Below are 26,418 nucleotides of genomic sequence, written 5' to 3' on the forward strand. Positions count from 1 at the left end.
ACATCCCGATGCGCGTGATCGATGCACGCGCCGAATTTCCCAGGAGCCAACCATGATCATCGACATCCACGGGCACTACACGACCGCGCCCAAAGCGCTGGAGACATGGCGCAACCGCCAGATCGCGGCGGTCGGCCAGCCGGCGAGCCGCCCCAAGCCGTCCGAACTGAACATCAGCGACGACGAACTGCGCGACTCGATCGAGACCAACCAGTTGCGACTGATGCGCGAACGCGGGCTCGATCTCACCGTGTTCAGTCCACGTGCGAGCTTCATGGCGCACCACATCGGCGACTTCGAGGTGTCGAGCACCTGGGCGGCGATCTGCAATGAGTTGTGCTACCGCGTGAGCCAGTTGTTTCCGCAGCATTTCATTCCCGCGGCGATGCTGCCGCAGAGTCCGGGCGTCGATACGGCGAGCTGCATTCCCGAACTGGTGAAATGCGTCGAAGAGTACGGCAACGTCGCGATCAATCTGAATCCTGATCCGTCCGGCGGCCACTGGACGAGCCCGCCGCTCTCCGACCGCTACTGGTATCCGATCTACGAGAAGATGGTCGAGTACGACATTCCGGCAATGATTCATGTGAGCACGAGCTGCAACGCGTGTTTCCATACGACCGGCGCGCACTACCTGAACGCGGATACGACTGCCTTCATGCAGTGCCTGACGTCGGACCTGTTTCACGATTTCCCCACGCTGCGCTTCGTGATTCCGCATGGCGGCGGCGCGGTGCCGTATCACTGGGGGCGTTTCCGCGGTCTCGCGCAGGAGATGAAAAAGCCGCCACTGGAAGAGCACCTCCTCGACAACATCTTCTTCGACACCTGCGTGTATCACCAGCCCGGCATCAATCTGCTGACCGAAGTGATTCCCGTCGACAACATTCTGTTCGCGAGCGAGATGATCGGCGCGGTGCGCGGTATCGATCCGTACACGCAGCACTATTTCGACGATACGAAACGCTACATCGACGCCGCCGACATGCACCCCGAACAGCGCTTCAAGATTTACGAAGGTAATGCACGCCGCGTCTATCCGCGTCTGGATGCCGCCCTCACCGCGCAAGGACGTTGATCATGTACGAACTCGGAGTCGTTTATCGCAACATCACGCGCGCGGACAGCGGCGTCGCGGACGCACTCGGCGTGCTCGGCAGCGCTACCGTGCATGAAGCAATGGGCCGCACCGGTCTGCTCAAGCCGTATATGCGGCCGATCTATGCCGGTGCGAACGCATCGGGCACGGCCGTCACCGTGCTATTGCATCCCGGCGACAACTGGATGCTGCACGTGGCCGCCGAACAGATTCAACCCGGCGACCTGGTGGTTGCCGCCATCACCGCCGATTGCACGGATGGCTATTTCGGCGATCTGCTCGCCACCAGCTTCAAGGCGCGCGGCGCGCGCGGACTGGTCATCGATGCGGGCGTACGCGACGTCAGCGTGCTCGCCGAAATGAACTTCCCCGTGTGGAGCAAGGCGATCTCGTCGAAAGGCACGATCAAGGCGACCTTAGGCTCGGTCAACGTGCCGGTGGTATGCGCGGGCGCGCTCGTCACGCCGGGCGACGTCATCGTCGCGGATCAGGATGGCGTGGTCGTCGTACCGCAAGCAATGGCGGCGCAAACGATCGAGAACGCGAGCGCACGCGAGGCGAACGAAGCGCAGAAGCGCGCGAAACTCGCCTCGGGCGTGTTGGGGCTCGATATGTACCAGATGCGTGAGCCGCTCGCGAAGCTGGGGCTGCGTTATATCGACTGACAGGCGTCGGTGTTGGACGCAGCGTGGGTGGCGCCACGTGCGCTGCGCCGCCGGTCTTTTGGAACGATTGGCCAGTTCTCCGGCGACACCTTCAGTGCGATATCAATCTCAGTACTACAGTCGTCTTATATCCATCCGCCATAGGACGACACAGATATTGAGATTCGTCGCACGAAGAATCAAGCCCTCAGCGGCGAACGCGCCACCTTATATGAGATCGCCGTGGGCCTTTCGTTGAGATTTTGGGTCTATCGACGCGTTGACGATGAGATTTTGGGTGATCTACCGGACTTAGCGCCACTGCTATGGTTTTAAACCATATCTTTAGCCGGGTAGATAGACACGGCGCTCGCCACACCGTTACTGCTGGCGGGATCGATCAGTCGAAGCGTCGAGATGCCGTAACTAAAATCGAAACGCGGCTGCAATGCCATATCCCGCAAAGCGTGGAGAACGAGTCGCGCCAAGCCCGATGAGGTTGCACGAACAAGCTCTGAACGGCCATTGGAATCGTAAGGTGTCGAAGCAGCGCCAGACAACCGCCATAGGAGAGCGTTAACGCTTTCCCGCGTGAACGCGTGCTGCCGCTTGCCGGTTACGCCTCGTTTCAGGCAAATTTTCCAGATAGCATGCAACTCCCCGTCGGAGGCGAGCCCGAGCACTTCTTTTGTTTCACACCACGACATTTCCCCATCCAAGGGTAATGCTGGTGGTCCCGTCGACGGTCGCACTTGGACCGCGGAAAGCGCTCTCTTCGCGACCTCGCACACATGGCCCTTTATTGAAAGGAAATCTGCCAACATGATCCGTGGATGCTCACGCCCCGATCCACGATGAACCAGATCGATCAGAAGTTGAACCGCCCGATCATCGTTGCGGTATAGAGCAAAGGCCGCGTCACTCCATTCAGCATCCTCGAGTTGACGAGTAATATCCGCCTCCTCTAGATAACCGAAGAGAGTCGCTATATTCATGAATTTTTTGTCATGCCCCAAACGCAGAGCGCGCACTATTTCGGAACAGCCACGTACACGTGGCATTTCCTGACGCTTGCTGCGTTGCGATCAACGTAGTCTGTCTCGATTCGGATACCGTGTGTGATTCGAATGCCTGGGGATATTGGTGCCGAAACCAATCCTTCACCTGATCAGGGTTGAGCGCAAAGAATCGGACCTTCAGCCGCAGCTGGGCGAAGCGCTTTATGGCAGTACGGGTAGCTCTAGCGCTTTTTCCACAGCCCTAATCAATGCGGGGCCGTCCAACGGCTTTTTCAGGTAGCCTGCCGCACCTCTCGCGAAAGCCTTCTTGCGGACGGCCGGATCGTCGTGCCCGGTCATGAGGATGATGGGCACGCCAGTCGGAGCCAGGCGGCGCTGCAATTCCAGCCCGTCGATCCCTGGCATCTGGAAGTCCACGATCACGCAGGCGAGGTGGCACGAAGGTCCCGACGACGGCGTGCTCAGAAATGCCTCGCCACTGGGAAAAGTCTCCGCCTCTAGCCCGAAAGAGTGCAGCAAACGCTTGAGGGCGCGGCGAACTGATTCGTCATCGTCGACCACCGCTACGATTCGATTGAAGTTGACCATTTAACGTCGCGATAGCCGTTTGTAGCTGAAGCATGACTGGGGATCAGTCGATGCACTCTAGGGCTTTGATGCACCGCCAGCACACCCGGTAGCGCAACTCAATCGACTATATTCCAAAGGTCTGACAGACGCCTTACGGGCCACGGGTAGACTGTTGTGCGAGTTAAACCCGTCTGCGAATGACGCTTCGTCCGATAAGTTTGTTTATACGTTTTGCGAGGACGCAATGACATCAGACTTCGAGGCAACAGTCGTCCCAGGCGGAGAATCGGCCGGGCAATTCGACGCCGCGTGCGACTACGTGCGTAACATGGCGCAAGCGCGCTGCGCAGCCGTGATCGTTATCGACGGCGAGTTGGGATCGAGCTATCCCGTGATGAGCCCGCTTGAAGCGCAGGTACTCTTGCCAGACACATTGCAGAAGATGGCAGATACCTTACGCGGCCAGGTCGCGAAAAATTTGCAGTAACTAGCGGGTCTCCCCGCCTCGCGAGCAGTTCAAGCGGCCAATCGCGATGGGCCGGCAGTGCTAACGTAGCGGCCTTTCGGGTTAGGCCAGCGACGGTCGCCTCATGGCCAGTCTCAGTCTGACGCGGTCGGCTCAGATCGACCCACAAGGGACGATCGCGGTTAGCGGAAGCGGACACTGGCGAGCAGCGTCGACGACGCCCGATGCTCCTATCCGAATTCCTACCCCAAGCCCATCCGCGACGGTACGGTTTGAGTGCTTGCCGGCCTTCGGGCGATCACACGATATCAAGCTCGGGGGCATCCCGCGTCTGACCTAATGGCTCCGTGACCACCCGGTTCCTCCCCGCGCGCTTCGCCGCATAGAGCAGGTGATCGGCGCGCGCCAGCAACGCCCCGACCGCCTCGCCAGGCCGATACCGGGCAATGCCGGCACTCGTCGTAACGCACAGCGTAGCCTCGATTTCATTGAAGCGTGAAGACTCCAGCACGGTGCGCAAGCGCTCGGCGATCTGATACGCGAATTTGTCGTCAGCGCCCGGCAGCAGAAGCACGAACTCCTCGCCGCCAATGCGCGCCACCACGTCTTTCTCGCGCACCGCAGCGCGCAGGATTGCGGCGAACTGGCGCAGCACCGCGTCGCCGGCCGCATGCCCATAACGGTCGTTGATGGATTTGAAGTTGTCGATGTCGAAAACGATCAGCGCGAGCGGATAGCTTCGCTTGTCCGCCACGCGGCGGCCCGCCATGCGTTCAAACGCGCGCCGGTTCAACGTTTCGGTGAGCGAGTCGAGATCGCGTTCGAGAGTCAGCCGGTCGATCACGTCCGACATCGCGGCGGCCAGCAGCACGAGCCCCAACACAGCGCCCATCAGGGCGAGCGACAACTGCAGCAAGACCCAGAAAATGGTTCTCGCGAACGGCGCAGCGCTATGCGGCAAGGGTTGGATCGTAGTGAGCGGCGTCCTGATGAAAAAACTGGCGCCGAAGATCAGCAGCACCCAGAGAAGAACGTGGTTGACGGTGCGGCCATTGCAGCGTTTCCTGAAACGGACCGCGGTAAACACCATCAACAGCCCGGCGCTGAGATTCAGAATGTAGACGCGCACGAGCAGGTTTGACGTCACGAAGGAGAAGTAATACATGCCGCCCAGCACCAGCGCGAACATCGACGCATGCGTCGCTAGCCGCAAGTGAAGCCCTGCCCTGCGCAAAACACCTTCCGCCAACAGTTGAATGCTTAACACATAAAACGTTGCCGATATAAGCGCGTTCAATCGCCATTCATCCGGTAGGTGACAGATCTGCACTGCCGAGCCGAGTGCGAAAGCAACAAATGAAGCGGAGAGAAAGCGCAGATAGCGCAGTCGTCTATCGTAGAGCCATGCACAGGCAAAACCGAGCGAAAAGACGGCCGTGATACCTGGGATGATCAATTGAACGAGTTGATTGGGCGTTATCTGAGCGGGCATGTGGCTCGTTCTCCGCTGCCGGCCACGAAATCGCCGGGCCTATGGGTTGGCGGTTCTCAGGGCGTGCATCGTCAGCCGCCATTGACGACTCTCCCAAAAATGGACGTGGCACCCGATATGGTCAGAGGATTGTACGCCTGGTGAGTGGGAGCCCTCGGGCAAGGTGATAGTGTCGCATCCGGTCTCGAGATCGGAATTTGATGCGCGCAGGATTGTCAGCGATTCTTCTGACGTCGGCTAAGGTCCCTTATTGGCCCGACCTCTGCCTCAAGCGATCCTCATGTGCAGCACGAGCCCGGCGGTCGGCACCGCGCGACCCCAAAAGCGGACAGTCTGGCGAGACCCGCTACAAACTTTTCAGAAGATTGTCGATTTTCGATCGTCAGCTTCGTCGTCAGGTTATTCACACCCAAAGGATCTCCCATGAAATACCTCGGCTTGGCCTACTTCACCCCCGATAAATTCGCCGCGATGGCGCCAGACGACGTCAAGAAATTGGTGAGCCAATGCCCCGCATTGGACGACAAGATGCGGGCTACCGGCAAGGTACTGATTTCCGCATCGCTTGGCGATCTGGACAACTGGAGGACGCTCCGCCCGCACAGTGGCAAGACGCACGTCACCGATGGGCCCTATACGGAGGCGAAGGAAGTCGTGGGCGGCCTGTTCATCATCGAGGCGGAGACCCATGACGAGGCGATGCGCATCGCCTCCATGCACCCGGCGGCCACGCTGGGCGAAGAAGGTGGATGGGTCGTCGAGCTTATCCCCGTGGATTTCTACTGGTCCCGCTGAGGGCTTGGACGCGTGTCTCAAATATGCGTTGGCGCTCTGTTCTCCTCAAACACCTTCACGGCTTCGTGAGTCATCGCGGCGATGCTACTTCTGGGCCGAGCGGCGACGCCTGTGATCGACGCCCATCGGCCACTCGACCTTCTACTTAAGAGACGCCCATTCGCGTGCTTCGTACGCCAACCGTCGAACCCATTTGAAAGCTTCGAAACAGGCCCCGTCCACTGCGACTATGCCCATCGAAAAACTGAATTGGGCGGGCGGCAGCGCGGTGCATCGATGTCCCTACCAGCACGCAGTGCGTTCGAGTCGCACGATCCGCGATGCCAGAGGTCGCCACTGTATGATGCGCGGACAAGTCTCCACGGATAAAGCTTTATGGATCATCAGCCAGTTATAGTGCCGCGCTCCAGCCGATTAATGGACGTGTTCGATGTTCTCAAGGTCTTCCTGAAATTGGGTCTGACGTCATTTGGCGGGCCGATCGCTCATCTCGGCTATTTCCGTCGTGAGTTCGTCGACAGCCGGCGTTGGCTCGATGATGAGGCCTACACCGACCTGGTTGCGCTGTGCCAGTTTCTCCCCGGCCCTGCCAGCAGCCAGGTGGGGTTTTCGATCGGCCTTATGCGGGCTGGATGGCTCGGCGGTTCGGCTGCGTGGTGTGGTTTCACAGTGCCATCCGTTCTCTTGCTTATCGGTTTCGCTACGGTCGCCCCTGACCTGGGAAGTGTCGCGGGGCAAGGCCTGATCCACGGCCTAAAATTGGTAGCAGTCGCAGTGGTTGCGCAAGCAGTGTGGGATATGGCGCGGCGCCTGTGCCCAGATCGTCAGCGAGCTGCCATCGCCCTTATTGCCATCGCGATGCTTGCCTTCTTGACGACGGTGTACGCCCAATTGCTGGTGATCGCACTCGGAGCGCTGCTCGGCGTCGTCTTTTGTAGGACGGAGGGTGCGCAAAGAGGCAGTGAACTGCACCCGGCGGTTGCCGCGTTGCGCGTTTCACCCGTGGTCGGATGGGTTGCGCTAGCGCTTTTCTTCGTCCTTCTCCTCGGACTCCCAACCTTACTGACTCTGCATAACACGCGCGGCATTCAGATGTTCGACGCTTTCTATCGTTCCGGAGCACTGGTGTTCGGCGGCGGCCACGTCGTCTTGCCATTGCTGCAACAACAGACCGTCGCGACAGGCTGGATCCCGCCGAGTGATTTTCTGGCCGGCTACGGTGCGGCTCAAGCCGCGCCGGGACCACTGTTCACCTTCGCAGCCTTTCTCGGCTGGATGATGCCCGAGGCACCGCGTCACTGGGCTGGCGCCGCGCTGGCCACTGCCGGTATCTTTCTGCCCGGTCTGCTGCTGGTGATAGCCGCACTGCCTCACTGGCAATCGCTGCGCTCGCGCCCTGCCACGGCGGCGATGTTGAGCGGCGTGAACGCGGCGGTCGTCGGCTTGCTGGCTGCAGCGCTTTATTCGCCAGTATGGATCAGTGCGGTTCTTTCGAACGTCGACTTCGCTGTCGCGGCAGTCTGCTTCCTATTGCTTACCCGCTGGAAGGTACCGCCGCTCGCGGTCGTCGTGGTGTGTGCGTTCGCTGGAATCGCCGAGTTCGCTTTACGCTGATCCGACGTCCGGACAAGATCCGGGCGCGCCCGCCTAACTCTGCGCCTCTCCGGACAAACGGTAACCGCAGATCGCAAACTCCCTGGCACGGTTCATCCGACTGGCAACGGCACGATATTAACCGGCTGCTTCGATAGCAACGATTGTCGACAGTCTGAGTGAGTAGATCGAATGACCGAAGGTGGCGGCGGATTCAACCGGTCGCTGTTTCATTTGCAACACCTCCGCTGCTCACGCAGATTCTAGGTGTTGCATCGACCGGTTGAATCCGCCACCCACTCCGGTCAGTGGACCTTCTCCAAACCGGCCAGTCAGCCGAATCGAGGTTTTGCGCACTCGAGCACCACTAAGCGGCCGTTGGCGACCTCACCCAATCGGCCAGAAGGCGCCATTCGTGAGTTAAATTGATTGGCCGCTCGAACGGCGGCTCCTATCGCGGAAGCTGCCGATCCGTGGCAACCGGGCGCCACGCATCTATTCGAGGTGCCCGCCCACCGCAGGGGTTCAGCGCATACTGTATCGACGCCCGGCTATCTGTTCGGCTGGCTTTGCCACAACATCACAATAACCTTGATGGCGAGGCAATCGCGGTCGGCCCATGCCGCGAGCAAATCTCCTACCAAAGATTTCACCCGGACACGCAAGCACCGCCCGGCGATGGCACCCGACGCTGGCCCCGCGTGAGCATTAGAAGTCGATGCGTTCCGGCCGGAACAACCGGTGCTTCCGCGCATCGCCCAAGCGTGCGAGCCACCTTCGCCGGCGATCAGACAGTCAGTATTTTGAGAGCGAATTCAAGCCCGATATGCTGGGCGAGCGGTGGGTTTCCGGAGTTCCCTAAGCGCCGATCATGTTGCTTAGACGATCTCAATTGCCAGCGCCGTGGCCTCGCCGCCACCGATGCACAGACTCGCGACGCCTCGCGTCTCTCCGCGCTGGCGGAGTGCGCTCAGGAGCGCCACGACGAGGCGCGCTCCCGTTGCGCCGATCGGGTGACCCAGCGCGCAAGCACCTCCATGCACGTTCACGCGCTCGTGCGGAAGCGATAGTTCGCGCATGGCGGCCATGACGACCACGGCAAATGCCTCGTTAATTTCCCACAGGTCTACATCGGTCGCCTGCCATCCCACCTTGGCTAGCAACTTCTGGATCGCACCCACGGGCGCAGTGGTGAACCAGGCCGGCTCCTGAGACTGTGTGGCGTGCCCACGGATAACGGCCAGCGGTGTTAAACCACGCTCGTTCGCGGTGGACTGGCGCATCAGCACCACGGCCGCTGCACCATCGGCGATCGAGGCTGAACTCGCCGCCGTGACTGTGCCGTCCTTTCCAAAGGCGGGTTTGAGGCTGGGGATCTTGGCCAGTTGTGCCTTCGCTGGCGCCTCGTCCTCGTCGACGAGTTTCTCGCCGCTGTGGCCCGGCACGGCCACCGGCGTGATCTCCCACCGCAACAAGCCGTCACGCTGCGCCTGTTGCGCGCGCAGCGTGGAGGTGCAAGCAAAGGCGTCCTGTGCATCGCGCGTGAAACCGAAGTGGCGCGCGCAGTCCTCGGCGAAGGTGCCCATAAGGCGGCCGCGGGAGGCGGGGCTGTAGTGATCCTCCAGGCCGTCGAAGAACATGTGGTCCAGTACCTGGCCGTGTCCCAGGCGCTGGCCCGAGCGGGCCTTGGGCAACAGGTAGGGCGCGTTGCTCATGGATTCCATGCCGCCGGCCACGATCACCTGTTGACTCCCAGTCAGCAGCAGATCGTGCGCAAGCATCGTTGCCTTCATACCCGAGCCGCAGACCTTATTGATCGTGGTGCACCCCGCCGAAAGCGGCAAACCGGCTCTCAGCGCCGCCTGGCGTGCGGGTGCCTGCCCCAGGCCGGCGGGCAGCACGCAGCCCATGAGTATCTCGTCTACCGCCTCTGGCTGCAGCCCTGCGCGATCGAATGCGGCACGGATGGCGCTGGCGCCGAGTTGCGGAGCCGTCAGCGACGCAAAGTCGCCCTGGAAGCCGCCTAGCGCCGTGCGTGCGGCACCGACGATAACGACGGGATCATCTGACGTCGAAGAGATAGGCATGCGAGTCTCCATCCGCCGCTGCGCGGCGGCGTTGCAAGGGGTGGGGAAAGTTTCGCAGTTCACGGGTCATCTGAGCCCTTCCGGGTTCGGCGACTCGACGAATTCAAGCAAGGCAGTAGCCGGAACAATGACGTGCGCTCAAGGCGCCGAGTTCACCTTGCCGCCATACGGATGGCGCCATCAAGGCGGATCACCTCGCCGTTCAGGTAGGTGTTTTCGAGAATGTGCAGCACAAGGCCCGCGAATTCTTCTGGCCGACCAAGGCGCGCGGGGAAGGGGACCATCTTCCCAAGAGCGTCTTGTACCTCGGTGGGCATGCCTTTGACCATTGGCGTCTCCATGATTCCGGGCGCGACCGCAAGCACGCGAATGCCATCGCGGGCCAATTCCCGCGCGATAGGCAGCGTCATCGCGACGACACCGCCCTTGGACGCAGCATAGCCTGCTTGCCCAATCTGGCCATCGAAGGCGGCGACTGAAGCAGTATTGATGATCACCCCTCGCTCGCCATCGGTCTCGGGCGTGTTTCTGGCCATGCAGGCTGCGGCCAGCCGTACCATGTTGAAAGCGCCGATCAGGTTGACCTGAACGGTGCGCGCGAAACTCTCTAGCCGGTGCGGCCCTTCGCGTCCAAGCACTTTCTCGGCGGGGGCGACGCCTGCGCAATTGATCAGCCCATGCAACGCGCCGACGGTGTCGCAAAACGCGTTCAACGCACGCTCGGCGCTCGCTGCGTCGGATATGTCAGCCTTGGCGAAGTGGGCATCGCGGCCGAGTTCTGCCGCCAGCGCAGTGCCGGCGTCCTGGTCCAGGTCTACAAGCAGCACCGAGGCGCCCCCCTCCACCAGACGGCGCGCCGTCGCGGCGCCCAGCCCTGAGCCGCCACCCGAGATGACGAATCCTTTGTGTTGAATCTGCACCGCTGTCTCCCAAAAGCAAGTATCCGGAGGCGCAACGGCCAGGCCCGTGCTTCGCCGGAAGCTCTGGATTCCGAAGCCATGGATGCCGCTTGCATGGTTCATGTGATATGGCCGCCATGCTGTATGACCTCGTCCAACAGTGCCACACTCGCGACGACGAACTGAGCGGCCATGGTAAGCGGCAGGCGAGCGTACGCACATGCCCATAGACCTCTTCATGTGTGTGCCCGTCGGACATATTGGGCGCGGCATGGGTCGCCCGCCGGCGTTCTTCGGCCGATGACTGCCCGCGTTCAGTCGGGTAGCAGGTTTGACTTGCGCCCGGCAGCGATTAACATCACCACACTTTCTGTGGGTACGCCTGACTATGAATGACACTCAAGATAAGGGCACAACCTCTATCAGCCTGGTGCGCGAGGCAATCCTCGCGGCGACACAACGGAATCTCGATGTGTCGGCCGTCCTCCAGCACGCTGGAATCGCGGCGGAATTGTTGAATGCGCCGAGAGCCCGTGTGCCGGCGTTGGCCTTTTCGCGACTGTGGGCGGCTCTGGCCGACTTGATGGACGACGAGTTCTTTGGCCTCGACAGCCACGCACTGCGCCGGGGTAGCTACGCTCTGATGTGTCACGCGGTGCTGCATGCGGACAATTTGGAACACGCGCTGCGTCGCATGCTGAAGTTCCTGCGAGCGGTTCTCGACGACATTCACGGGGAGTTGCGCTGTGAAGGCGAGCATGCAGTGATCATCCTGCATGACGATGGGCGGACACGCCGGCTCTTTGCCTACGGGACGTGGTTCATCCTCGTGCACGGTCTTGCCTGCTGGCTCGCACGCAGACGGATCCCACTGATCGAGATGCGGTTTCGCGCCTCCCCACCAATCGATGACAGCGACTACCGTATGCGCTTCTGCGAGGATGTGACGTTCTCCGCAGAGGAGACCCTGATCCGCTTCGATCGCAGTTTCCTCGGCCTCAAACTGTCCGGCACGGAAGCGAGCCTGCGTGTGTTCCTGGAGAATGCACCAGCCAATATCCTGGTCAAGTATCGCAATGAATCGAGCACTACGGCCCAGGTCAGACGCCGACTAAGAAACCAGGCCCCCGACGACTGGCCGGACCTCGACGCGCTATCGCGATTACTGAATCTATCCGCGGCCACGCTGCAACGCCGCCTGCTGGCCGAAGGCATGAACTACCGGCAACTGAAAGACGAACTGCGCCGTGACATCGCAATCGAGTTGTTTTCCAGCAGTTCTCTCACAGTCGCCGAAGTCGCTGCGCGGACTGGCTTTCAGGAAACCAGTGCTTTTCACAGGGCTTTCAGGAAGTGGACCGGGGCCAGCCCGGGAATGTACCGCCACGGCAAGGCCAACTCTTAACGTTAGAACTCGTACCGTTGTCATAGCGGAATTCGAGCGTTCCGACCTGCTTGTACGTCTAGCTATCGAACGGCTCGATCCTCGTTCCCGAACGAGCGTTGCGCAAAATCATGGCTGCCGAGGCAAGGCAAAGTAAAGCCGGGCAACCGATGAATCGCATACAGGCGGGCAGCGCCCCAGCGGCATTCCACTCATCCTCACTTGGATTCTCGGGGTGATGGGCGGCCAACGCATGAAGCACAACGAAAGCCCAACGTGTCCACAGACCTCATGCAAACTGAAGTCGGCGGACATGGATTGGCGTCCCAGCCAGGCTGACACTACAGTCGCGTCCGGCAAATCAGAACAAGCCTCGCACCCGGTTGCGCAGAGTATTCATAGCTGGCTCCGCAAGAGCCCCGCACTTGATCGCCGCCGCAATATAAGTGAAGCGTCATCGCTTATTGGGCAGCAGTTTTCTCGCCAGCACGTCACCGAATCGGCGGCGGCAAATAAAAAATTGCCCTCGATGAGCAGCGCATTGCGGTAGCAAAAAAATATATGGAGACGAGAATGAGAACCCGGTTCAGAATTCGCCGAAGCCCGGCTATTGTGGGTGTTCTATTCGCAGCATTAGCCGTTGCCGTATCTGGCTGCGGCGGCAATGACGCCGCACCGGCAAACGTCGCGGCCGTGACGCCAGCCGCGAAGTGCAGTGCGTTGGCTGGTATGACTGTTCCTGCCAGCTCTATTGGGTTGCCGACAACCGGTGCCACTGTCGTGTCAGCGACGCTCGTTTCTGATACTGATTCTGCTAACAGAAATGGTGAGTACTGCAAAGTGCTCGGAACTATCCATCCGGTCGATTTCAATGCGCCCGATATCCGGGTGAAGGTGGACCTTCCGACTAACTTTAACGGAAAAGCTGTTCACTTCGGTGGCGGGGGATTTGACGGCACCATCGCCAATACCGAGGGCTCACCATTTGACGGGTTCTTATCCGGGGCAGAGCCCGCAGGCGTCAGTACGCCGTTGCGCAGGGGTTATGTGACTGTCGGGAGCGACAGTGGGCATGAGGGAACCATCCTAGACGGTTCCTTCGCAACAAACGATGAGGCACTCGCCAACTATGCTGGCGACCACATCAAGAAGACGCATGACTTCGCAGCCTACATCGCAAAGGCAAGATATGGCTCGGACTTCGCGCACAGCTATTTTATTGGTGGTTCGAGTGGCGGACGACAAGGTTTGATTGCGGCACAACGGTTCCCGCAAGACTACGACGGTATCATTTCGACATATCCAGCTTCGGGAATAACAGGACTATGGCTCCAGATGGGCAGGATCTCGCAATCCCTGCTGGCACCCGGAGGATACGTCACGCCTGCTAAAGGCAAGGCCCTTCTTGCCGCCATCATGAAGCAATGCGACGCTCTGGATGGTGTCGCCGACGGCATTATTGGTAACCCTGCAGCATGCGCGTTCGATCCAGCCGTGATTCGGTGCCCCGGCGGGGGCGACACCGGAGACACTTGCCTGTCGGACGCGCAAATCGATACGATGAAAACCGCTGGCTCACCGCTTGACCTTAATTTTAGTCTGGCAAGCGGAATACAGACATTCCCAGCATATAACGCATTCACCGGGGCGGATTTTTGGTCCAGTAGCTTGGCCTGGGGCACTTCCGCTGCCGATGCGATGGTCGAGCCTGGGGTGATCGGCAAGAGCGCATTTTATTACACGTTTTCAAATGACATGCTCCGGTTTGCGGTCGCTCGCGACGCTGGATCAAGCATTCTGAATTTTAATTCTGCCAACCCGGGATCATTAACTTCGCGCGTCCAGGCGGTGAGCGCACTCATGGACAGCACCAGCACTGACTTGAGTCAATTCCAGAGCCGTGGCGGCAAGATCATTCTCCAGCACGGGCAATCAGACCAGTTCATTCCGGCGCAATTGTCGATTGATTACTATAACCGGCTGGTATCCCGATTCGGGCAGGGGCCACTTAGTCAATTTCTGAAGTTCTACCTGGTTCCGGGCGCGGCCCACGGCTCCGGCGGACAATTCAATGGTTCATATGACGGTCTGACGGCATTGGACAACTGGGTGACGAAAGGAAGTGAGCCCAAAGATCTGACTATCACCGACCTGACTCCGACAACAGCGGGACGTACCAGGCCCATGTGCGAATACCCACAGTGGCCCAAATACATCGGTGGCGACCAGAATCTGGCGGCGAGCTTCTTGTGCTCGAATTAGTCCGGTTCGCCGTGCGCACCCATTGGCCGTGCCGGACGGCCACCTTCCATCCGGAATTTCCAGCTCTGACGCGACTGGGTGCGCACGTTCCGGCCCGATGCAAAGCCCCACCCCGTCAACGACCTGCAACGGCATCCGGCTTGCGGCCACACTGAGCGGGCTCACCGCATTTCGTTGCGCAGGAACTTTGCGTCGATCCGCCGCTCGCGGATCCTGCGCTATATAGGCGCGGCTCGACTATCCCGCCGAGCTGATCCGCAGCGTCCATCTTTACGCCCGTACTCAGACGAATAACCAGTGCGCTGCGGACAGGCGCAACGGGGGCATGGTTTGTCCGAGGGACTGCGTCAATCCGTCGTCACGAGAAGCGATTTCTCCAACTGGAAATCGGGGCCCTCGCCTAACAGAGATTGGGCTACCGCCGGCGGCTCAACGCCGGAAACGCTGGTGTTCGATGACCTCATTCAGGTTGAAGTTGATGGACATGGACTGCCACCTGCGTCCGCCTGACACTGGTTGCAGCACGACGGCAGCGGTCGATCGGGGCGCGATAAGGCCGCCCCATCGATGGCGCCCCTAATTCGCGCGGATTTCATGCACGACATTAAACAAGGAGACGACATGAATCAGATAGACGTGCACTCACTGGCCGGTCAGGCCAGATTCAATAGCTTTCATACCCTTGTCCTGTTCTGGTGTGTCTTGATGTTGATACTCGATGGCTACGATCTTGCCGTCGTCGGCGCGGCGCTGCCATCGATCATGAGAGACATGCACATCGGCGCGACCAGCGCGGGCATCATGGCTGGTTCGACACTTGTTGGGGTCATGCTCGGGGCCATTTTCCTTGGCACGCTGGCGGACCGTTTCGGACGACCAACGATGATGTGCGTTTGCGTGGCCCTTTTCAGTCTTTTCACGGCGGCCGCCGGTTTGACGAGCGATCCAATCAGTTTCAGCGTGACGCGCTTCGTCGCCGGCCTGGGCATCGGCGGAGTCTTGCCGATTGTCACCGCGCAGATGGCGGAGTTTTCGCCCAATGCGTTGCGAACCCGATTGGTCACGCTGGTGTTCGCGGGCTATTCGATTGGCGGGATTCTGGTGGCGCTCACCGCAAAGCAGCTTATCGACAGCTATGGCTGGCAATCGGTCTTTTTTGCCGCGGGCCTGCCTGTGCTGTTGATCCCATTCATCATCAAAACGATACCCCATTCAATGATTTTCCTGCTCAAAAGCGGGCGGCACGACGAACTGCGCACGGTGATGAAACGGTTGGTGCCCGACTATCCGCTGAGCGGTCGACAGGAGTTTGCAGGTTCCCTGTCAGACAAAGCCAGCGACGCTTCGGTGCGGCGACTCTTCCAGGATGGCCGCGGCTTCAGTACCACAATGATCTGGGTCGCGTTCATGACGGGCCTCTTCATGGTCTACGCGCTCAGTTCGTGGTTGACCAAGCTGATGGCCATGGCCGGATATAGCCTGGGTTCAGCTTTGAATTTCGTCATTGTCTTTAACGTCGGCGCCATCGTCGGTGCGATCCTCGGTGGATGGCTCAGCGACAAGGTCAACATCAAGCGGGTGCTGATCGCGTTTTACGTCGTCGGGGCGGTTGCGCTGTCGCTGATGGGCTACACGAAGTCGACCGTATCGTTGTTTGTCGTCGTATTCGTTGTCGGCGCATCGACGCTCGGTACGCAATTGCTTGCCTACGCTTATGCGGGTGACTTCTATCCTCATGCGATCCGCTCTACCGGTGTTGGCTTTGCTTCTGGCGTGGGCCGGATCGGCGCGATTGTCGCTCCGGTGCTCATTGGTTGGCTCGTGTCCCTGAAGCTGCCGCTAGAACAGAATTTTATGGCAATCGGCCTCGCCGGCCTCATCGGTGCGGCGGCGGTAACGCTGATCAACCAGACTCGTGCCGACTCGCATCGCTCAAACAATGCGCCTGCTATCGCGGTGCAGGGTAGCGCGGGGCGCTGACGCTCCTGCCATAGCAGCTTAATCGCCAAGAATCTTACGAACATCACGGCTCGTACGGGCTTTACACTCAACAAACGCCACATGACTCCGTGCAAAGCAACTATCAACGCCGGCATCGAAATGGACCGTCTATCTCCCCCTCCCTTGAACTCGTTTGCCGACGTGGCCCGAGCCGTCGATTGGGCGCTCGTCACGCGGCGCAGCGTCCGTGCTTTCCTGCCCACGCCGGTTCCTCACGAGCAGATCGAGTCCATCCTCGACGTGGCTCGCTTCAGCGCAACTGGCGTCAACATCCAGCCCTGGCATGTGCATGTCGTGACAGGCGCGATGAAGTCCCGCCTATCTGCGGCCATCAACGAAATCAATGACGATCCTGGCCGCAGCTCCGGCCTGGACGAGCCCTACGATTACTACCCGCGCGAATGGATCGCACCATATGTGGATCGCCGGCGTGCGGTTGGTTGGAACCTGTATGGCCTGCTAGGCATCGAGAAGGGTGACAAGGAGCGGATGCATGTCCAGCACGGTCGCAACTACAGCTTCTTTGATGCACCCGTGGGCCTGTTCTTCACGGTTGACCGGGTCATGCGTGAAGGAAGTCTGCTCGACACGGGGATGTTCCTGCAAAGCGTCATGATCGCCGCCCGAGCGCGGGGCCTCGACACCTGCCCGCAGGCGGCTTTCAATAAGTTCCACCGTGTCATCGCCAACGAACTGTCCATTCCCGACAACCAGATGTTGGTGTGCGGAATGAGTCTGGGTTATGCGGATCACAGCTGCATCGAGAACGCGCTGGTCACGGAGCGCAGTCCGGTTGGCGATTTCACTACTTTTTATAATGAATGAATGGAGACAAAGCCATGAGTGCAACGGCCTATTCTCGAGGACTTGAGAAGAACGCGGCAAACCACGTTCCATTGACGCCCTTGACCTTCCTTGATCGAACCGCCGACGTCTATCCGAATCGAACCGCGATCATTCATGGCGACTTCCGGCAGACATGGGCGAAGACGCGCGAGCGTTGCTATCGCTTCGCGTCGGCGCTCGTTCAGCTGGGGATCGAACCGGGCGACACGGTGTCGATCATTGCGCCGAACACCCCGGCCATGCTTGAGGCCCACTTCGGCGTGCCGCTCTCGGGGGCGGTTCTCAATGCCATCAATTGCCGACTCGATGCTGACGGTGTCGCCTTCATTCTGCGCCACGGCGAATGCAAGCTCCTGCTAGTAGACCGCGAATTTGCACCGCTCGTTGAGAAAGCATTGCAGTCAGTTCCCAATCCGCCGCGTGTGATCGACATCAACGATCACGAAGCGCCCGATGGCCCCACCATCGGGGAAACTGATTATGAGTCGCTGCTGGCAAGTGGTGATCCGGCATTTGCGGGCCGCCGCCCGCTCGACGAGTGGACGCCCATTGCATTGAACTACACGTCCGGGACGACCGGGGATCCGAAGGGCGTCGTTCCGAGCCACCGTGGCACCTATGTGATGAGCCTGGTGCAGATGACGAACTGGCCGCTCCCGCGTGCACCGGTTTACCTGTGGACGCTTCCCATGTTTCACGCGAACGGCTGGTGCTTCACATGGGCGATTACTGCCGCGGCGGGAACGCACGTCTGTTTGCGCAAGGTGAATGCCGCGAATATTCTCTCCGCCATCGTCGAGTACGGTGTCGATCATTTTTGTGCGGCGCCGATCGTCCTCGCCGGTATCGCGAGCGTGCCCCAGTCGGAACGGCAGTCGCTGCCGCGCCGTGTGCGGGTTCTTACCGCCGGCTCACCGGCGCCGGCAGCGGTTCTGGAGGCTGTCGACGCAATGGGTTTCGACGTCGACCACGTCTTTGGCATTACCGAGATCTCCGGCACGCCCATCAGCTGTGCCTGGCACGACGAGTGGGATACATTGTCGCCGGAGCATCAAGGGAAACTGAAAGCGCGACAAGGTGTACGTGCGGCAGCATTCGAGAAAATGTCGGTCGCCGATCTCGCGACGCTTGAGCCGGTGCCCGCCAATAGCACGTCTTGCGGCGAGGTTCTGGTCCGGGGAAATACGATAATGATGGGATACTTCAAGAACCCCGAAGCAACGGCAAAAGCTTTCGCCGGTGGTTGGTTCCATACCGGAGATCTTGCGGTCGTTCACCCCGATGGCTACATCCAGATCACGGACCGCTCCAAGGACGTCATCATCTCTGGTGGAGAAAACATTTCGTCCGTGGAGGTGGAGGAGGTCATTTATCGCATGTCCGGCGTGCTCAACGCGGCCGTGGTCGCTCAGCCGGATGACAAATGGGGCGAGACTCCTTGTGCGTTCATCGAACTGAGACCGGATGCCTCCAACATTACGGAGCAGGATGTCATCTCGTTCTGCCGGGAGCGACTGGCGCATTTCAAATGCCCCCGTCGTGTGATTTTCGGCGAATTGCCCAAGACCGCTACCGGGAAGATCCAGAAGTTTCGTCTGCGCGAGCAAGCGGGCAGCCGGGTAGCGATTACCAGATTGGCCGGATGAAGCTGTTGGTCCGCTAAGCGCACCATGTCGTAGTGCTGCTTCCGTGCGATCGACGATGTGTTGTTGTGCCTGAACTTCCGTCATCAATTCCAGGGCGAGCGCACGCAGTTCGTCTGCGCTCATGTCCTGGAGTTGTGTCCTGTCGATCATGACCGATAGTGTGCCAAAGCCCGTGCGACAAGGGTATTGGCACACGCACCGATTGCCGCGGGCCGGCTCACACCACGCGAATCACGCCGTCCTGGCCGATGCGCTGCCACGGCAATCCGAGCACGAGTCCGGCCAACTGCTCCTGCGTGATCGCCCGACGCGTGTCGGTTCCGGGCTGCGGCCAGACGAATTGTCCCTGGTTCAGCCGTCGTGTTGCCAGTCAGATTCCGATTCCGTCGTGCACGAGCACCTTCATGCGGTTGGCCCGACGGTTGGTGAAGAGATAGGCGTGGTTGGGATGAGCCGCGTCAAACACAGCGACCACGCGCGCGAGTATTGTATCGAAACCCGCTCGCATGTCCAGCGGGTCAACAGCGAGTCACGCCTCGTCGATGCGGATCACTTCAGCCACTCGCGTAACCACGCTGCGCACTGGGCCGCGTCTGATGTCGGCCAACTGACCGTGATCGATTGTTGGCCGCGCCGTACCTCGACGCGGATTTCCCTTTGATGATCATTCGCGTCGCTCAGTTGAAAGGGACGAAAGCAGGTGGTATGGGTGCCGCCTCTGACGGCTTCATTGCCACGACGTCACTGCCCGTCGTCGTTGCGCCGCTCTCGGCTTTCTCCAACCACCGCCGAAGCAAGTTGGCATTCAGTTTATGCATCAACGCGATCGCGGCAACCGAAACGCCTGGTCCCTGGCAGGCGGCCACTACTTCCGCTTTGAATTCATCCGTGTATCGCCGCCGTTTGCGGCGCCCTGAAGCGGCATCTTGGTCAATAGTGTTCACTTGTCCACCTATTCGTTAGTGAACACGATGCTCCCAAGGCTGCTGCGTTGATCAAGATGCCATCACCGGGCGCTTACAGCCTTTCGCAGTTGCGCAAAGATGGTCATTCGAGCGGCTGCTACAAACCGATCAGCGGACCTTCGAACGTGGCCATCCTCTCGGTGATCTCCGGCCGTCGAATGTTTCCTCGCTACAGCTGACATGTATAAGCATGTCAACTGCCGTGTAACCGGCTGCCGGGTAGCCGGTTACGGTTCACGCCGCCCGTGCGGTCGTGTCGAGCTTAGCGAGCACTCGCGCATGTCATAGGGATGTGCGATTTATCGCGGTTTTTATCGCTTGGTCAAACGTTCCCGGGAGCCATGTAAGCGGTTTTCACGATTGTATAGAACTCGCGCGCATAGGTGCCTTGTTCACGGGGACCCAGGCTCGAGCCTTTGCGCCCGCCGAACGGAACGTGGTAATCGACGCCCGCGGTCGCCGTATTGATCATTACCATACCGGCCTGTACGTGACGCTTGAAATGGCTCGCATGAGCCAGCGACATGGTGCAGATGCCAGCGGAAAGGCCGAATGGCGTGTCGTTGGCTACGGCAAGCGCTTCCTCGTAATCCGCGACCTCGATGACGGAAGCGACAGGACCGAACACTTCCTCCCTGTTGATCGTCATCGCCGGGGTCGTGTTGGTCACGAGGGCGGGCGCCAGGAAAAATCCTTCAGTCGCCGAGGAAACACGGCCACCGCCAAACACCGAGCCACCTTCGGTGCGTGCGAGTTCGATATAACGCTCGTCCTGTTCTAGCTGTTTGGCGTCGACAACGGGACCGATCTGCGTCGACGCATCCAGCGCGTTACCGATCTTGAGACTGCGCATGCGCGCCTGCATGGCCTCGACAAAACGGTCGTGGATTCCGTTCGTCACGATCAGGCGGCTAGAGGCGGTACAACGCTGGCCGGTGGAGTAGAAGGCGCCGTTGATGCACGCCTCGACCGCGACGTCCAGATCGGCATCGTCGAGTACGACCATCGGGTTCTTGCCACCCATCTCGAGCTGGAACTTCTTCCCAGTGGCGACGCATTTCGCGGCGATCGCCTGGCCGGTCCCAACCGAGCCGGTGAAGCTGATGGCATCTACGTCAGCTGATTTGACGAGTGTTTCGCCGACGATCGAACCCGTGCCCATGACGAGATTGATTACGCCCGCCGGTGCACCGCCTTCGGCGATGATCCTGACGAGCTCCCATACGCTGCCCGGCACGAGTTCCGCCGGCTTGATGACGACGCAGTTTCCATGCGCGAGCGCAGGCGCGATCTTCCAGGCGGGAATAGCGATCGGGAAGTTCCACGGCGTAATCAGACCGATGACGCCCAGCGGTTCGCGTGTGACTTCGACCGTCAGTCCCGGGCGAACGGACGGCACAATCTCGCCGCCGACCCGCAATGCCTCGCCCGCAAAAAATTTGAAAATCTGTCCAGCGCGTCCCACTTCGCCGACTGCTTCGGCGAGCGTTTTCCCTTCCTCGCGTGCCAGAAGCTTACCGAGTTCGTTTTTGCGCGCAAGGATGGTGCTGCCGACCTGGTCGAGCAAGTCAAAACGCTGTTGTGGAGTGCTGAGCGACCATGTGCGAAAGGCTGAGCGTGCAGCCGCGATCGCTTTCTGTGTCTGATCTGCGCTGGCCTGTGCGAATTGGCCGATCACGTCGCTTGTGTCCGAGGGGTTCACATTGGCAGCGAAGTCGTTGCCATCGACCCATTCGCCGCCAATGAAGTTCTTGAATTGTGTCATCGTAAATCCGTCAATGATTAAATACTTGCTTGATCAGCTGGGGTTCAGCAGCGAGCGCTCGGCGAGGTTGGCGTACAGCGCACGCACGCCGAATGTCCACGGAGCGATTTGGGTCGACAGCCGCACGGTGTTGACGAGCGCGCCAAGCGGAGGGGCGCTGATCGTCACGCGGTCGCCGAGGTGATGCGTAAAGCCGCCACCCGGCGCATCGCGATCCTTGATCGGAGAGAACATCGTGCCGAGGAACAACATGAAGCCGTCGGGATACTGATGGTGCTTGCCCCAGGTCTGACTCACCAGGTCAAGAGGGTCACAGCTGATCTCCCGCATATGGCTGATGCCTTCAAGCACGAAGCCGTCGTCGGTACCTTCGACGCGCAGCGAAACACTCGTTTCTCGAATCGTGTCCAGCGTGAACCATCCGTCGAACAGGCGGATAAACGGGCCGATCGCGCATGAGCCGTTGTTGTCCTTGCATTTGCCCAGCAGCAGCGCCGAGCGGCCTTCGATGTCGCGCAGGTTGACGTCGTTACCCAGTGTGGCGCCCACCACCTCGCCCTTGCTGTTGACTGCGAGGACGATCTCCGGCTCTGGGTTGTTCCACTTCGAAGCAGGCAGCAAGCCGATATCGGCACCGAGTCCCACTGAAGACATAGGCTGCGACTTCGAAAATACCTCTGCATCGGGACCGATTCCGACTTCCATGTACTGCGACCATGCACCGCGTCGCTGCAGCTCTTCCTTGAGCTTGGCGGCAGCTTCTGAGCCGGGCTTGATTTTGGATAGATCGGTGCCGATCAGACGCGTGATCGCAGCGCGCACTTCCTCAGCCTTCGCAGGTTCGCCGCCTGCCTGCTCTTCAATGACGCGCTCAAGAAGGCTAACGGCGAACGTTACGCCACAGGCTTTGATGGCTTGCAGATCGCAGGGAGCCAGGAGGTAGGTTTGATCGTCATTCCGTTGTGCGGCGACGGTGGCTTCGATCAGATTGCCGACATGACCCAGAGATTCGCCGGAAGCGTGCCGGACGAGTTCGACCAGATCCTGGCGATCGAAAAGATCGGACACTGTTGGTGCGATGCGGGAGATATCGAATACTTCCCCGCCGCGAACGGCAACGACGCACGGTCCCGCGCCGTTTTTCGTTTGACGCCACACGCGGCCAACGAGCAGGGCACCGTCGAAGTCGTCAGGCAGATAGCTGGAATATGAGGTCATGAACTGATCCAATGTGCATTGAAAGTGCTGGCAATCGTAGTGCCATAAAATTAAACTCAGTGCTAGAAGCGGTGGACGATACCCACGCCTGCTGCGAACATGCTGCGCGAGGACGAGGGAGTCGACTGGAAGCCGTCGCCGATTGATGCGGTTGCATCGATCTGACGGTTCGTCGCGCCTGCCGCCGTGAACGTCGGCGTGCCGAGCGTGCGGCCGTTCGCGCGCTGGAACGCTTGAAGTGCGTAGAACCCGGTACGTTTGGACAACGCGTAGTACTGGGACAGGTTGAACTGGTGGTACGACGCTGCGTCGTCGATTCCGTTCGCCTTGCTCGCCCACGTGTAGCTGTAGCCTGCAGCAAAGTCCCATGCCGTCGCGGGCTTCCAGTGCAGCACGGTGCCCGCGGTATTAAAGACTTGCTCGTCGGTAAACTTCGACAGCACGCCCGGGATGTACTGAACGTTCGTGTAGGTCGCCGAGATGTCCCACGCGCTGTTGAACACGTAGCCGAGGCCGACCGCGAAGCGATTCTGCGCCTGCGCGCCCTGATAGCCATTCGTCACCGCCGACACGCCCGACTGGCCAGCCGTGTTCATCGTCGAATCCGCACCGTAGACGCCGCCGCCGACGGTCGAGTTGTTGACGCGCGAGAACGCAACCGTACCGCCGATCGGGCCTTGCTGATACTGGATCGCCGCCGACCACGTCGAACCGCGATAGACGCTGTCCGGCACGCCCGCGAGCGAGTACGAGCCGCTGACCGTCACGCCATAGAGGTTCGGAGACGTATAGACGATCGAGTTGTTCGCGCGGTAGATCGTGTCCAATGCGTCCAGATCGCCCGGGTGCGCGCCGAAGTAGCCGGTCAGCCAGTTCGTCGGGCTGTACGGCGCCATCAGTGTGTAGTAAGACGTGTATTGGCGACCCAATGTCAGCGTACCGAAGTTCTGGTTCGTCAGACCGATCCAGGCTTGACGGCCGAACATCGCGTTGGCGTACTGCTGCGCGCCGTTGTTGATGTTGAAGCCCGACTCCAACTGGAAGATGGCCCTGGTGCCGCCGCCCAGATCTTCTGCGCCCTTCAGGCCGAAGCGGCTGCCCGCCCAGATGCCCGATGCCATCTTGACGTTCGACCGACCACCGCTCGTCGAACCGAGCGACGTCTGGCTGCTCTGATAGACAATCGAGTCATCGACAATACCGTAGAGCGTCACGCTGCTCTGAGCGAACGCCGGCGCGACTGCCGCGAGTGCCGTTGCTGCGGCGACGGCGACCTTCGTCAAGTTGAAACCTTTCATTAAATTCTCCTCTATGTCCAAGTGGATTGCTTTTGCTATATCGGACCGGTACGAACGCATTGGGCATGCTCAGATCGACCGTTGGTGTCGTCGGAATACATAAAACTAAATTCGTCGGCTCGCGCGTCATATCAAGTACGGACAACTAACGTAGTGCCGCGGCGTCACTTCCAGGCGAATCTGAACAACTAGACTTGCAGGGAAATTCCTGGTTAATGCGATAGATTCATCAGATTGCGAGCAGCTACCCATGCTGCGGCGATTGACAACGATCCTTCGGCGCATGTATGTCGGCTGTCTCGCATTTTTCGTACGCTACAGATTTGTCGCTACGAAACGGGATCCAGTTCAATAGACACTCCGCCCTGTCGGGCCGAGGCGTAGGCCGCGTCCATGACTTGCATCATGAGCTCTGCGTCGCGCAACGACGCGATCGGCCTTGCTCCAGTACGGCATTCCGTTAGCACGCGCTTGACGAACAACGGGTAGTAAATGTCAGTCTCGAGCTGGAGGCGGCGGCTTCGCGTGCCGGCAGACAGGTTGTTTCTTTCCCGAATCTCGATCCGGTCGGGCCCGGATTTCGCGTATATACGATCGGATGAAAGAGTGAACGAAAATTCGCGCTGCTCGTCGGGTGTACTGGGGAAGCTGTATCCCGTTTCCACCAGGCCGATTACGCCGTCTTCGGTTTGCATGGTCAGCAGCGAATAGTCTTCAACGGCTCCTCGATGCGTTCTTGAGTTCATCGTGGCGGAGACTCGGGCGATCTGCTTGCCAGTGAGCAATCTAAAAAGGTCGATGAAGTGAGTCGCCACATTGATGGTCGATCCGCCTCCGGAATAAACCGGATCGAGCGCCCAGCCGGCACCGGCCGCTTCGTATCGACTGGGCGGTCCCACAATGAAACGGAACGACATGTAATTGAAGTCTGACGGTATGCGCCCCTCGGCATCTTCGAGCGAGCGGAGCAACTCGCTCATACGGAAGATCAATGGCACTGCGCAATAAAGGTTGGCTTCCTCGGTCAGTTTGCGAAGTCGGGTGACCTGCGACATGTTGACGCCGCACGGTTTCTCCAGCGCGAAGGGTATGTGTCGTGCGATTACGGCCTCGGCGAGCGCCGGCATTTCAGAATGCCGCCCGAACACGAAGGCAAAATCGACTTCCTCACGCTCGAGCAATTCATAGGCCGACGAGTACAGCTTGCTTCCGAATCGTGCGGCGATTGCTTCACCCTTGACCTTCTCCGCATCCGACACCGCGACCACTTCAATCCCGGGCGCTTCCAGCGCATCCAGATAGAGCGGGACATGCCAATGGCTGACCTCCAGCAAAGCAACTTTCATGTGTATTCTCCTTTGAAATTCCCGACTCATCGAAGGCCGTGATCCGTCGCTGATCGTCCATCGGGGAGGTAATCGAATCCCAGAAATTTAAGCGCGTAGACAGCCTGCCCTTGATGCATCGGTCCCCCGTCCTGGGTACGGCACCCGCGCGCATGCGCGGCGCGTCGAAGCGGCGTCGGCTCGGGCGCGTTGATGATATCGACGACGATGGCGCCGGGCGCGAGCCGCTCCGGATCGACCGGCATGGCATCGTTCACTTTCATGCCAAGCGGCGTGGCATTGATGACGACGTCGAAGCCTTGCGGGTCAGGAGGCCCCGAACATACGTCGCAGCCGGTTTCAGCAGCAACGGATGCCGCAAGGTCTCCAGCCCGACGTGCGTCGACATCGGATATGGTCAGCTTGCTAGCGCCTGCGTAGGCGACCGCAAATGCGATGGCGCTCCCTGCGCCTCCGGCGCCGACGAGAAGCACGGACTTATTCGCCGGGTGGTTGCCTTCCCATTGCATCCCAAGAACGCAACCAACGCCATCAAATATCGCTCCGACCCAACGTCCATCCGCCTCACAACGGATGACGTTGAGCGCGCCGACCTGACGGGCCGTTGGATCCAGTTCATCGACGTATTCCAACATTCGTTGCTTATGAGGCATGGTGACGAGCATGCCGGAGAGATTGCCCATCGCTCGCGCACCGCTGACGAACTCGGAGAGGCTTTCCGCCTTGACCCAGAACGGGACGCAAGCCGCGTCAACACGCTGGTCCGCAAAAAGCTGGTTCAATAATTGTGGCGACTTGGCGGCCGTCAGAGGATCGCCCACTAATCCATAGAGTCGCGTTTTACCTGTGATATGTGGATTCATTGCTGGGTGGTGTTCGATGTTGGCTAAAGATGCAGTCTTACCTGACTGCTCCGGGATTTGGCGTACCAAGCGCGTGTCGGACACTTACATTCTCCGACCGAACCGCTTTGAAGCGAATGCCGCAGCTCTTTGACGCAGCGCATTCATTGCGTTTTAAGCT

General features: G+C 59.8%; 22 protein-coding genes. 11 read left to right on the plus strand and 11 right to left on the minus strand.

Annotated features, from left to right (window positions below):
- Positions 1 to 52 precede the first annotated feature (52 nt).
- Both B0G74_RS26960 and ligK read left to right on the plus strand, forming a co-directional pair.
- Positions 53 to 1,078, plus strand: a complete 1,026-nt coding sequence (locus B0G74_RS26960; protein ID WP_132378028.1) for an amidohydrolase family protein — start codon at positions 53 to 55, stop codon at positions 1,076 to 1,078.
- A gap of 2 nt (positions 1,079 to 1,080) precedes the next feature.
- Positions 1,081 to 1,764, plus strand: coding sequence for a 4-carboxy-4-hydroxy-2-oxoadipate aldolase/oxaloacetate decarboxylase (gene ligK / locus B0G74_RS26965; protein WP_132378030.1), 684 nt, complete (start codon positions 1,081 to 1,083; stop codon positions 1,762 to 1,764).
- A gap of 311 nt (positions 1,765 to 2,075) precedes the next feature.
- On the opposite strand, the gene B0G74_RS26970 is transcribed toward ligK, so the two are convergent.
- Both B0G74_RS26970 and B0G74_RS26975 read right to left on the minus strand, forming a co-directional pair.
- Positions 2,076 to 2,738 carry a hypothetical protein gene (locus tag B0G74_RS26970; protein WP_132378032.1) on the minus strand — a complete coding sequence of 221 codons (663 nt, stop codon included), beginning with the start codon at positions 2,736 to 2,738 and terminating at the stop codon, positions 2,076 to 2,078.
- A 225-nt stretch (positions 2,739 to 2,963) separates the two neighbouring features.
- Entirely contained in the window at positions 2,964 to 3,350 is a 387-nt protein-coding gene (locus B0G74_RS26975) for a response regulator (RefSeq protein ID WP_132378034.1), read from the minus strand.
- Positions 3,351 to 3,576: 226 nt separating this feature from the next.
- Between B0G74_RS26975 and B0G74_RS26980 the strand changes: the two genes are divergently transcribed.
- Positions 3,577 to 3,819: a hypothetical protein gene (locus tag B0G74_RS26980; RefSeq protein WP_132378036.1), complete on the plus strand. Its 243-nt coding sequence runs from the start codon at positions 3,577 to 3,579 to the stop codon at positions 3,817 to 3,819.
- Between the two features lie 277 nt (positions 3,820 to 4,096).
- On the opposite strand, the gene B0G74_RS26985 is transcribed toward B0G74_RS26980, so the two are convergent.
- Positions 4,097 to 5,290, minus strand: a complete 1,194-nt coding sequence (locus B0G74_RS26985) for a GGDEF domain-containing protein (RefSeq protein WP_132378038.1) — start codon at positions 5,288 to 5,290, stop codon at positions 4,097 to 4,099.
- A 423-nt stretch (positions 5,291 to 5,713) separates the two neighbouring features.
- On the opposite strand from B0G74_RS26985, the gene B0G74_RS26990 reads away from it, so the two are divergent.
- Together B0G74_RS26990 and chrA are read left to right on the plus strand one after the other, a co-directional pair.
- Positions 5,714 to 6,085: a YciI family protein gene (locus tag B0G74_RS26990; RefSeq protein ID WP_132378040.1), complete on the plus strand. Its 372-nt coding sequence runs from the start codon at positions 5,714 to 5,716 to the stop codon at positions 6,083 to 6,085.
- A 417-nt stretch (positions 6,086 to 6,502) separates the two neighbouring features.
- The gene (gene chrA, locus B0G74_RS26995; protein ID WP_243658309.1) at positions 6,503 to 7,699 is read left to right on the plus strand and encodes a chromate efflux transporter; all 1,197 of its coding nucleotides are present in this window, start codon (positions 6,503 to 6,505) and stop codon (positions 7,697 to 7,699) included.
- A gap of 857 nt (positions 7,700 to 8,556) precedes the next feature.
- Here the strand turns inward: chrA and B0G74_RS27000 are convergent.
- Together B0G74_RS27000 and B0G74_RS27005 are read right to left on the minus strand one after the other, a co-directional pair.
- A complete protein-coding gene (locus tag B0G74_RS27000) occupies positions 8,557 to 9,765 on the minus strand; it encodes an acetyl-CoA C-acyltransferase (RefSeq protein WP_132378044.1) in 1,209 nt (402 codons plus the stop codon).
- 152 nt (positions 9,766 to 9,917) lie between these two features.
- Positions 9,918 to 10,685 carry an SDR family NAD(P)-dependent oxidoreductase gene (locus B0G74_RS27005; RefSeq protein ID WP_132378046.1) on the minus strand — a complete coding sequence of 256 codons (768 nt, stop codon included), beginning with the start codon at positions 10,683 to 10,685 and terminating at the stop codon, positions 9,918 to 9,920.
- A gap of 367 nt (positions 10,686 to 11,052) precedes the next feature.
- Between B0G74_RS27005 and B0G74_RS27010 the strand changes: the two genes are divergently transcribed.
- The 6 genes from B0G74_RS27010 (at position 11,053) to B0G74_RS27045 (ending at position 19,464) form a co-directional block, all read left to right on the plus strand.
- On the plus strand, positions 11,053 to 12,069 hold the full coding sequence (locus B0G74_RS27010; RefSeq protein ID WP_132378048.1) for an AraC family transcriptional regulator: 1,017 nt from the start codon (positions 11,053 to 11,055) through the stop codon (positions 12,067 to 12,069).
- A 552-nt stretch (positions 12,070 to 12,621) separates the two neighbouring features.
- Positions 12,622 to 14,310 (plus strand): tannase/feruloyl esterase family alpha/beta hydrolase, encoded by a 1,689-nt coding sequence (locus B0G74_RS27015; RefSeq protein WP_132378050.1) that lies wholly within the window; start codon positions 12,622 to 12,624, stop codon positions 14,308 to 14,310.
- 621 nt (positions 14,311 to 14,931) lie between these two features.
- Entirely contained in the window at positions 14,932 to 16,290 is a 1,359-nt protein-coding gene (locus tag B0G74_RS27020) for an aromatic acid/H+ symport family MFS transporter (protein ID WP_132378052.1), read from the plus strand.
- A 120-nt stretch (positions 16,291 to 16,410) separates the two neighbouring features.
- Positions 16,411 to 17,136 carry a nitroreductase gene (locus tag B0G74_RS27025; protein WP_243658310.1) on the plus strand — a complete coding sequence of 242 codons (726 nt, stop codon included), beginning with the start codon at positions 16,411 to 16,413 and terminating at the stop codon, positions 17,134 to 17,136.
- Positions 17,137 to 17,150: 14 nt separating this feature from the next.
- Positions 17,151 to 18,803 carry an AMP-binding protein gene (locus B0G74_RS27030; RefSeq protein ID WP_132378056.1) on the plus strand — a complete coding sequence of 551 codons (1,653 nt, stop codon included), beginning with the start codon at positions 17,151 to 17,153 and terminating at the stop codon, positions 18,801 to 18,803.
- Between the two features lie 448 nt (positions 18,804 to 19,251).
- Positions 19,252 to 19,464 carry a hypothetical protein gene (locus tag B0G74_RS27045; RefSeq protein ID WP_132378058.1) on the plus strand — a complete coding sequence of 71 codons (213 nt, stop codon included), beginning with the start codon at positions 19,252 to 19,254 and terminating at the stop codon, positions 19,462 to 19,464.
- Between the two features lie 16 nt (positions 19,465 to 19,480).
- Here B0G74_RS27045 and B0G74_RS27050 read toward each other — a convergent pair whose 3' ends face one another.
- The 6 genes from B0G74_RS27050 to B0G74_RS27075 form a co-directional block, all read right to left on the minus strand.
- A complete protein-coding gene (locus B0G74_RS27050) occupies positions 19,481 to 19,747 on the minus strand; it encodes a transposase (protein WP_132378060.1) in 267 nt (88 codons plus the stop codon).
- A gap of 343 nt (positions 19,748 to 20,090) precedes the next feature.
- Positions 20,091 to 21,533: an aldehyde dehydrogenase family protein gene (locus tag B0G74_RS27055; protein WP_132378062.1), complete on the minus strand. Its 1,443-nt coding sequence runs from the start codon at positions 21,531 to 21,533 to the stop codon at positions 20,091 to 20,093.
- A gap of 33 nt (positions 21,534 to 21,566) precedes the next feature.
- Positions 21,567 to 22,751, minus strand: coding sequence for a fumarylacetoacetate hydrolase family protein (locus tag B0G74_RS27060; RefSeq protein WP_132379405.1), 1,185 nt, complete (start codon positions 22,749 to 22,751; stop codon positions 21,567 to 21,569).
- Between the two features lie 62 nt (positions 22,752 to 22,813).
- Complete coding sequence (locus B0G74_RS27065; protein WP_132378064.1) at positions 22,814 to 24,049, minus strand: porin; 1,236 nt, start codon at positions 24,047 to 24,049, stop codon at positions 22,814 to 22,816.
- Positions 24,050 to 24,378: 329 nt separating this feature from the next.
- Entirely contained in the window at positions 24,379 to 25,395 is a 1,017-nt protein-coding gene (locus tag B0G74_RS27070; RefSeq protein WP_132378066.1) for a Gfo/Idh/MocA family oxidoreductase, read from the minus strand.
- Positions 25,396 to 25,421: 26 nt separating this feature from the next.
- Complete coding sequence (locus tag B0G74_RS27075; protein WP_243658311.1) at positions 25,422 to 26,342, minus strand: shikimate dehydrogenase; 921 nt, start codon at positions 26,340 to 26,342, stop codon at positions 25,422 to 25,424.
- Positions 26,343 to 26,418: the final 76 nt, after the last annotated feature.

This window comes from Paraburkholderia sp. BL9I2N2, assembly GCF_004339745.1.
Taxonomy (GTDB): Bacteria; Pseudomonadota; Gammaproteobacteria; order Burkholderiales; family Burkholderiaceae; genus Paraburkholderia.

Excerpts from the sequence above, each read along its gene's own strand:
- B0G74_RS27060 (WP_132379405.1), bottom strand. The coding sequence starts at position 22,751 with ATGACCTCATATTCCAGCTATCTGCCTGACGACTTCGACGGTGCCCTG.
- B0G74_RS27025 (WP_243658310.1), top strand. The coding sequence starts at position 16,411 with ATGGACCGTCTATCTCCCCCTCCCTTGAACTCGTTTGCCGACGTGGCC.
- B0G74_RS27065 (WP_132378064.1), bottom strand. The coding sequence starts at position 24,049 with ATGAAAGGTTTCAACTTGACGAAGGTCGCCGTCGCCGCAGCAACGGCA.
- B0G74_RS27000 (WP_132378044.1), bottom strand. The coding sequence starts at position 9,765 with ATGCCTATCTCTTCGACGTCAGATGATCCCGTCGTTATCGTCGGTGCC.
- chrA (WP_243658309.1), top strand. The coding sequence starts at position 6,503 with ATGGACGTGTTCGATGTTCTCAAGGTCTTCCTGAAATTGGGTCTGACG.
- B0G74_RS26980 (WP_132378036.1), top strand. The coding sequence starts at position 3,577 with ATGACATCAGACTTCGAGGCAACAGTCGTCCCAGGCGGAGAATCGGCC.
- B0G74_RS27015 (WP_132378050.1), top strand. The coding sequence starts at position 12,622 with ATGAGAACCCGGTTCAGAATTCGCCGAAGCCCGGCTATTGTGGGTGTT.
- B0G74_RS27020 (WP_132378052.1), top strand. The coding sequence starts at position 14,932 with ATGAATCAGATAGACGTGCACTCACTGGCCGGTCAGGCCAGATTCAAT.
- B0G74_RS26960 (WP_132378028.1), top strand. The coding sequence starts at position 53 with ATGATCATCGACATCCACGGGCACTACACGACCGCGCCCAAAGCGCTG.
- B0G74_RS26975 (WP_132378034.1), bottom strand. The coding sequence starts at position 3,350 with ATGGTCAACTTCAATCGAATCGTAGCGGTGGTCGACGATGACGAATCA.
- B0G74_RS26970 (WP_132378032.1), bottom strand. The coding sequence starts at position 2,738 with ATGAATATAGCGACTCTCTTCGGTTATCTAGAGGAGGCGGATATTACT.
- B0G74_RS27045 (WP_132378058.1), top strand. The coding sequence starts at position 19,252 with ATGAGCCGCGTCAAACACAGCGACCACGCGCGCGAGTATTGTATCGAA.
- B0G74_RS26990 (WP_132378040.1), top strand. The coding sequence starts at position 5,714 with ATGAAATACCTCGGCTTGGCCTACTTCACCCCCGATAAATTCGCCGCG.
- B0G74_RS27010 (WP_132378048.1), top strand. The coding sequence starts at position 11,053 with ATGAATGACACTCAAGATAAGGGCACAACCTCTATCAGCCTGGTGCGC.
- B0G74_RS26985 (WP_132378038.1), bottom strand. The coding sequence starts at position 5,290 with ATGCCCGCTCAGATAACGCCCAATCAACTCGTTCAATTGATCATCCCA.
- B0G74_RS27055 (WP_132378062.1), bottom strand. The coding sequence starts at position 21,533 with ATGACACAATTCAAGAACTTCATTGGCGGCGAATGGGTCGATGGCAAC.
- B0G74_RS27030 (WP_132378056.1), top strand. The coding sequence starts at position 17,151 with ATGAGTGCAACGGCCTATTCTCGAGGACTTGAGAAGAACGCGGCAAAC.
- B0G74_RS27070 (WP_132378066.1), bottom strand. The coding sequence starts at position 25,395 with ATGAAAGTTGCTTTGCTGGAGGTCAGCCATTGGCATGTCCCGCTCTAT.
- ligK (WP_132378030.1), top strand. The coding sequence starts at position 1,081 with ATGTACGAACTCGGAGTCGTTTATCGCAACATCACGCGCGCGGACAGC.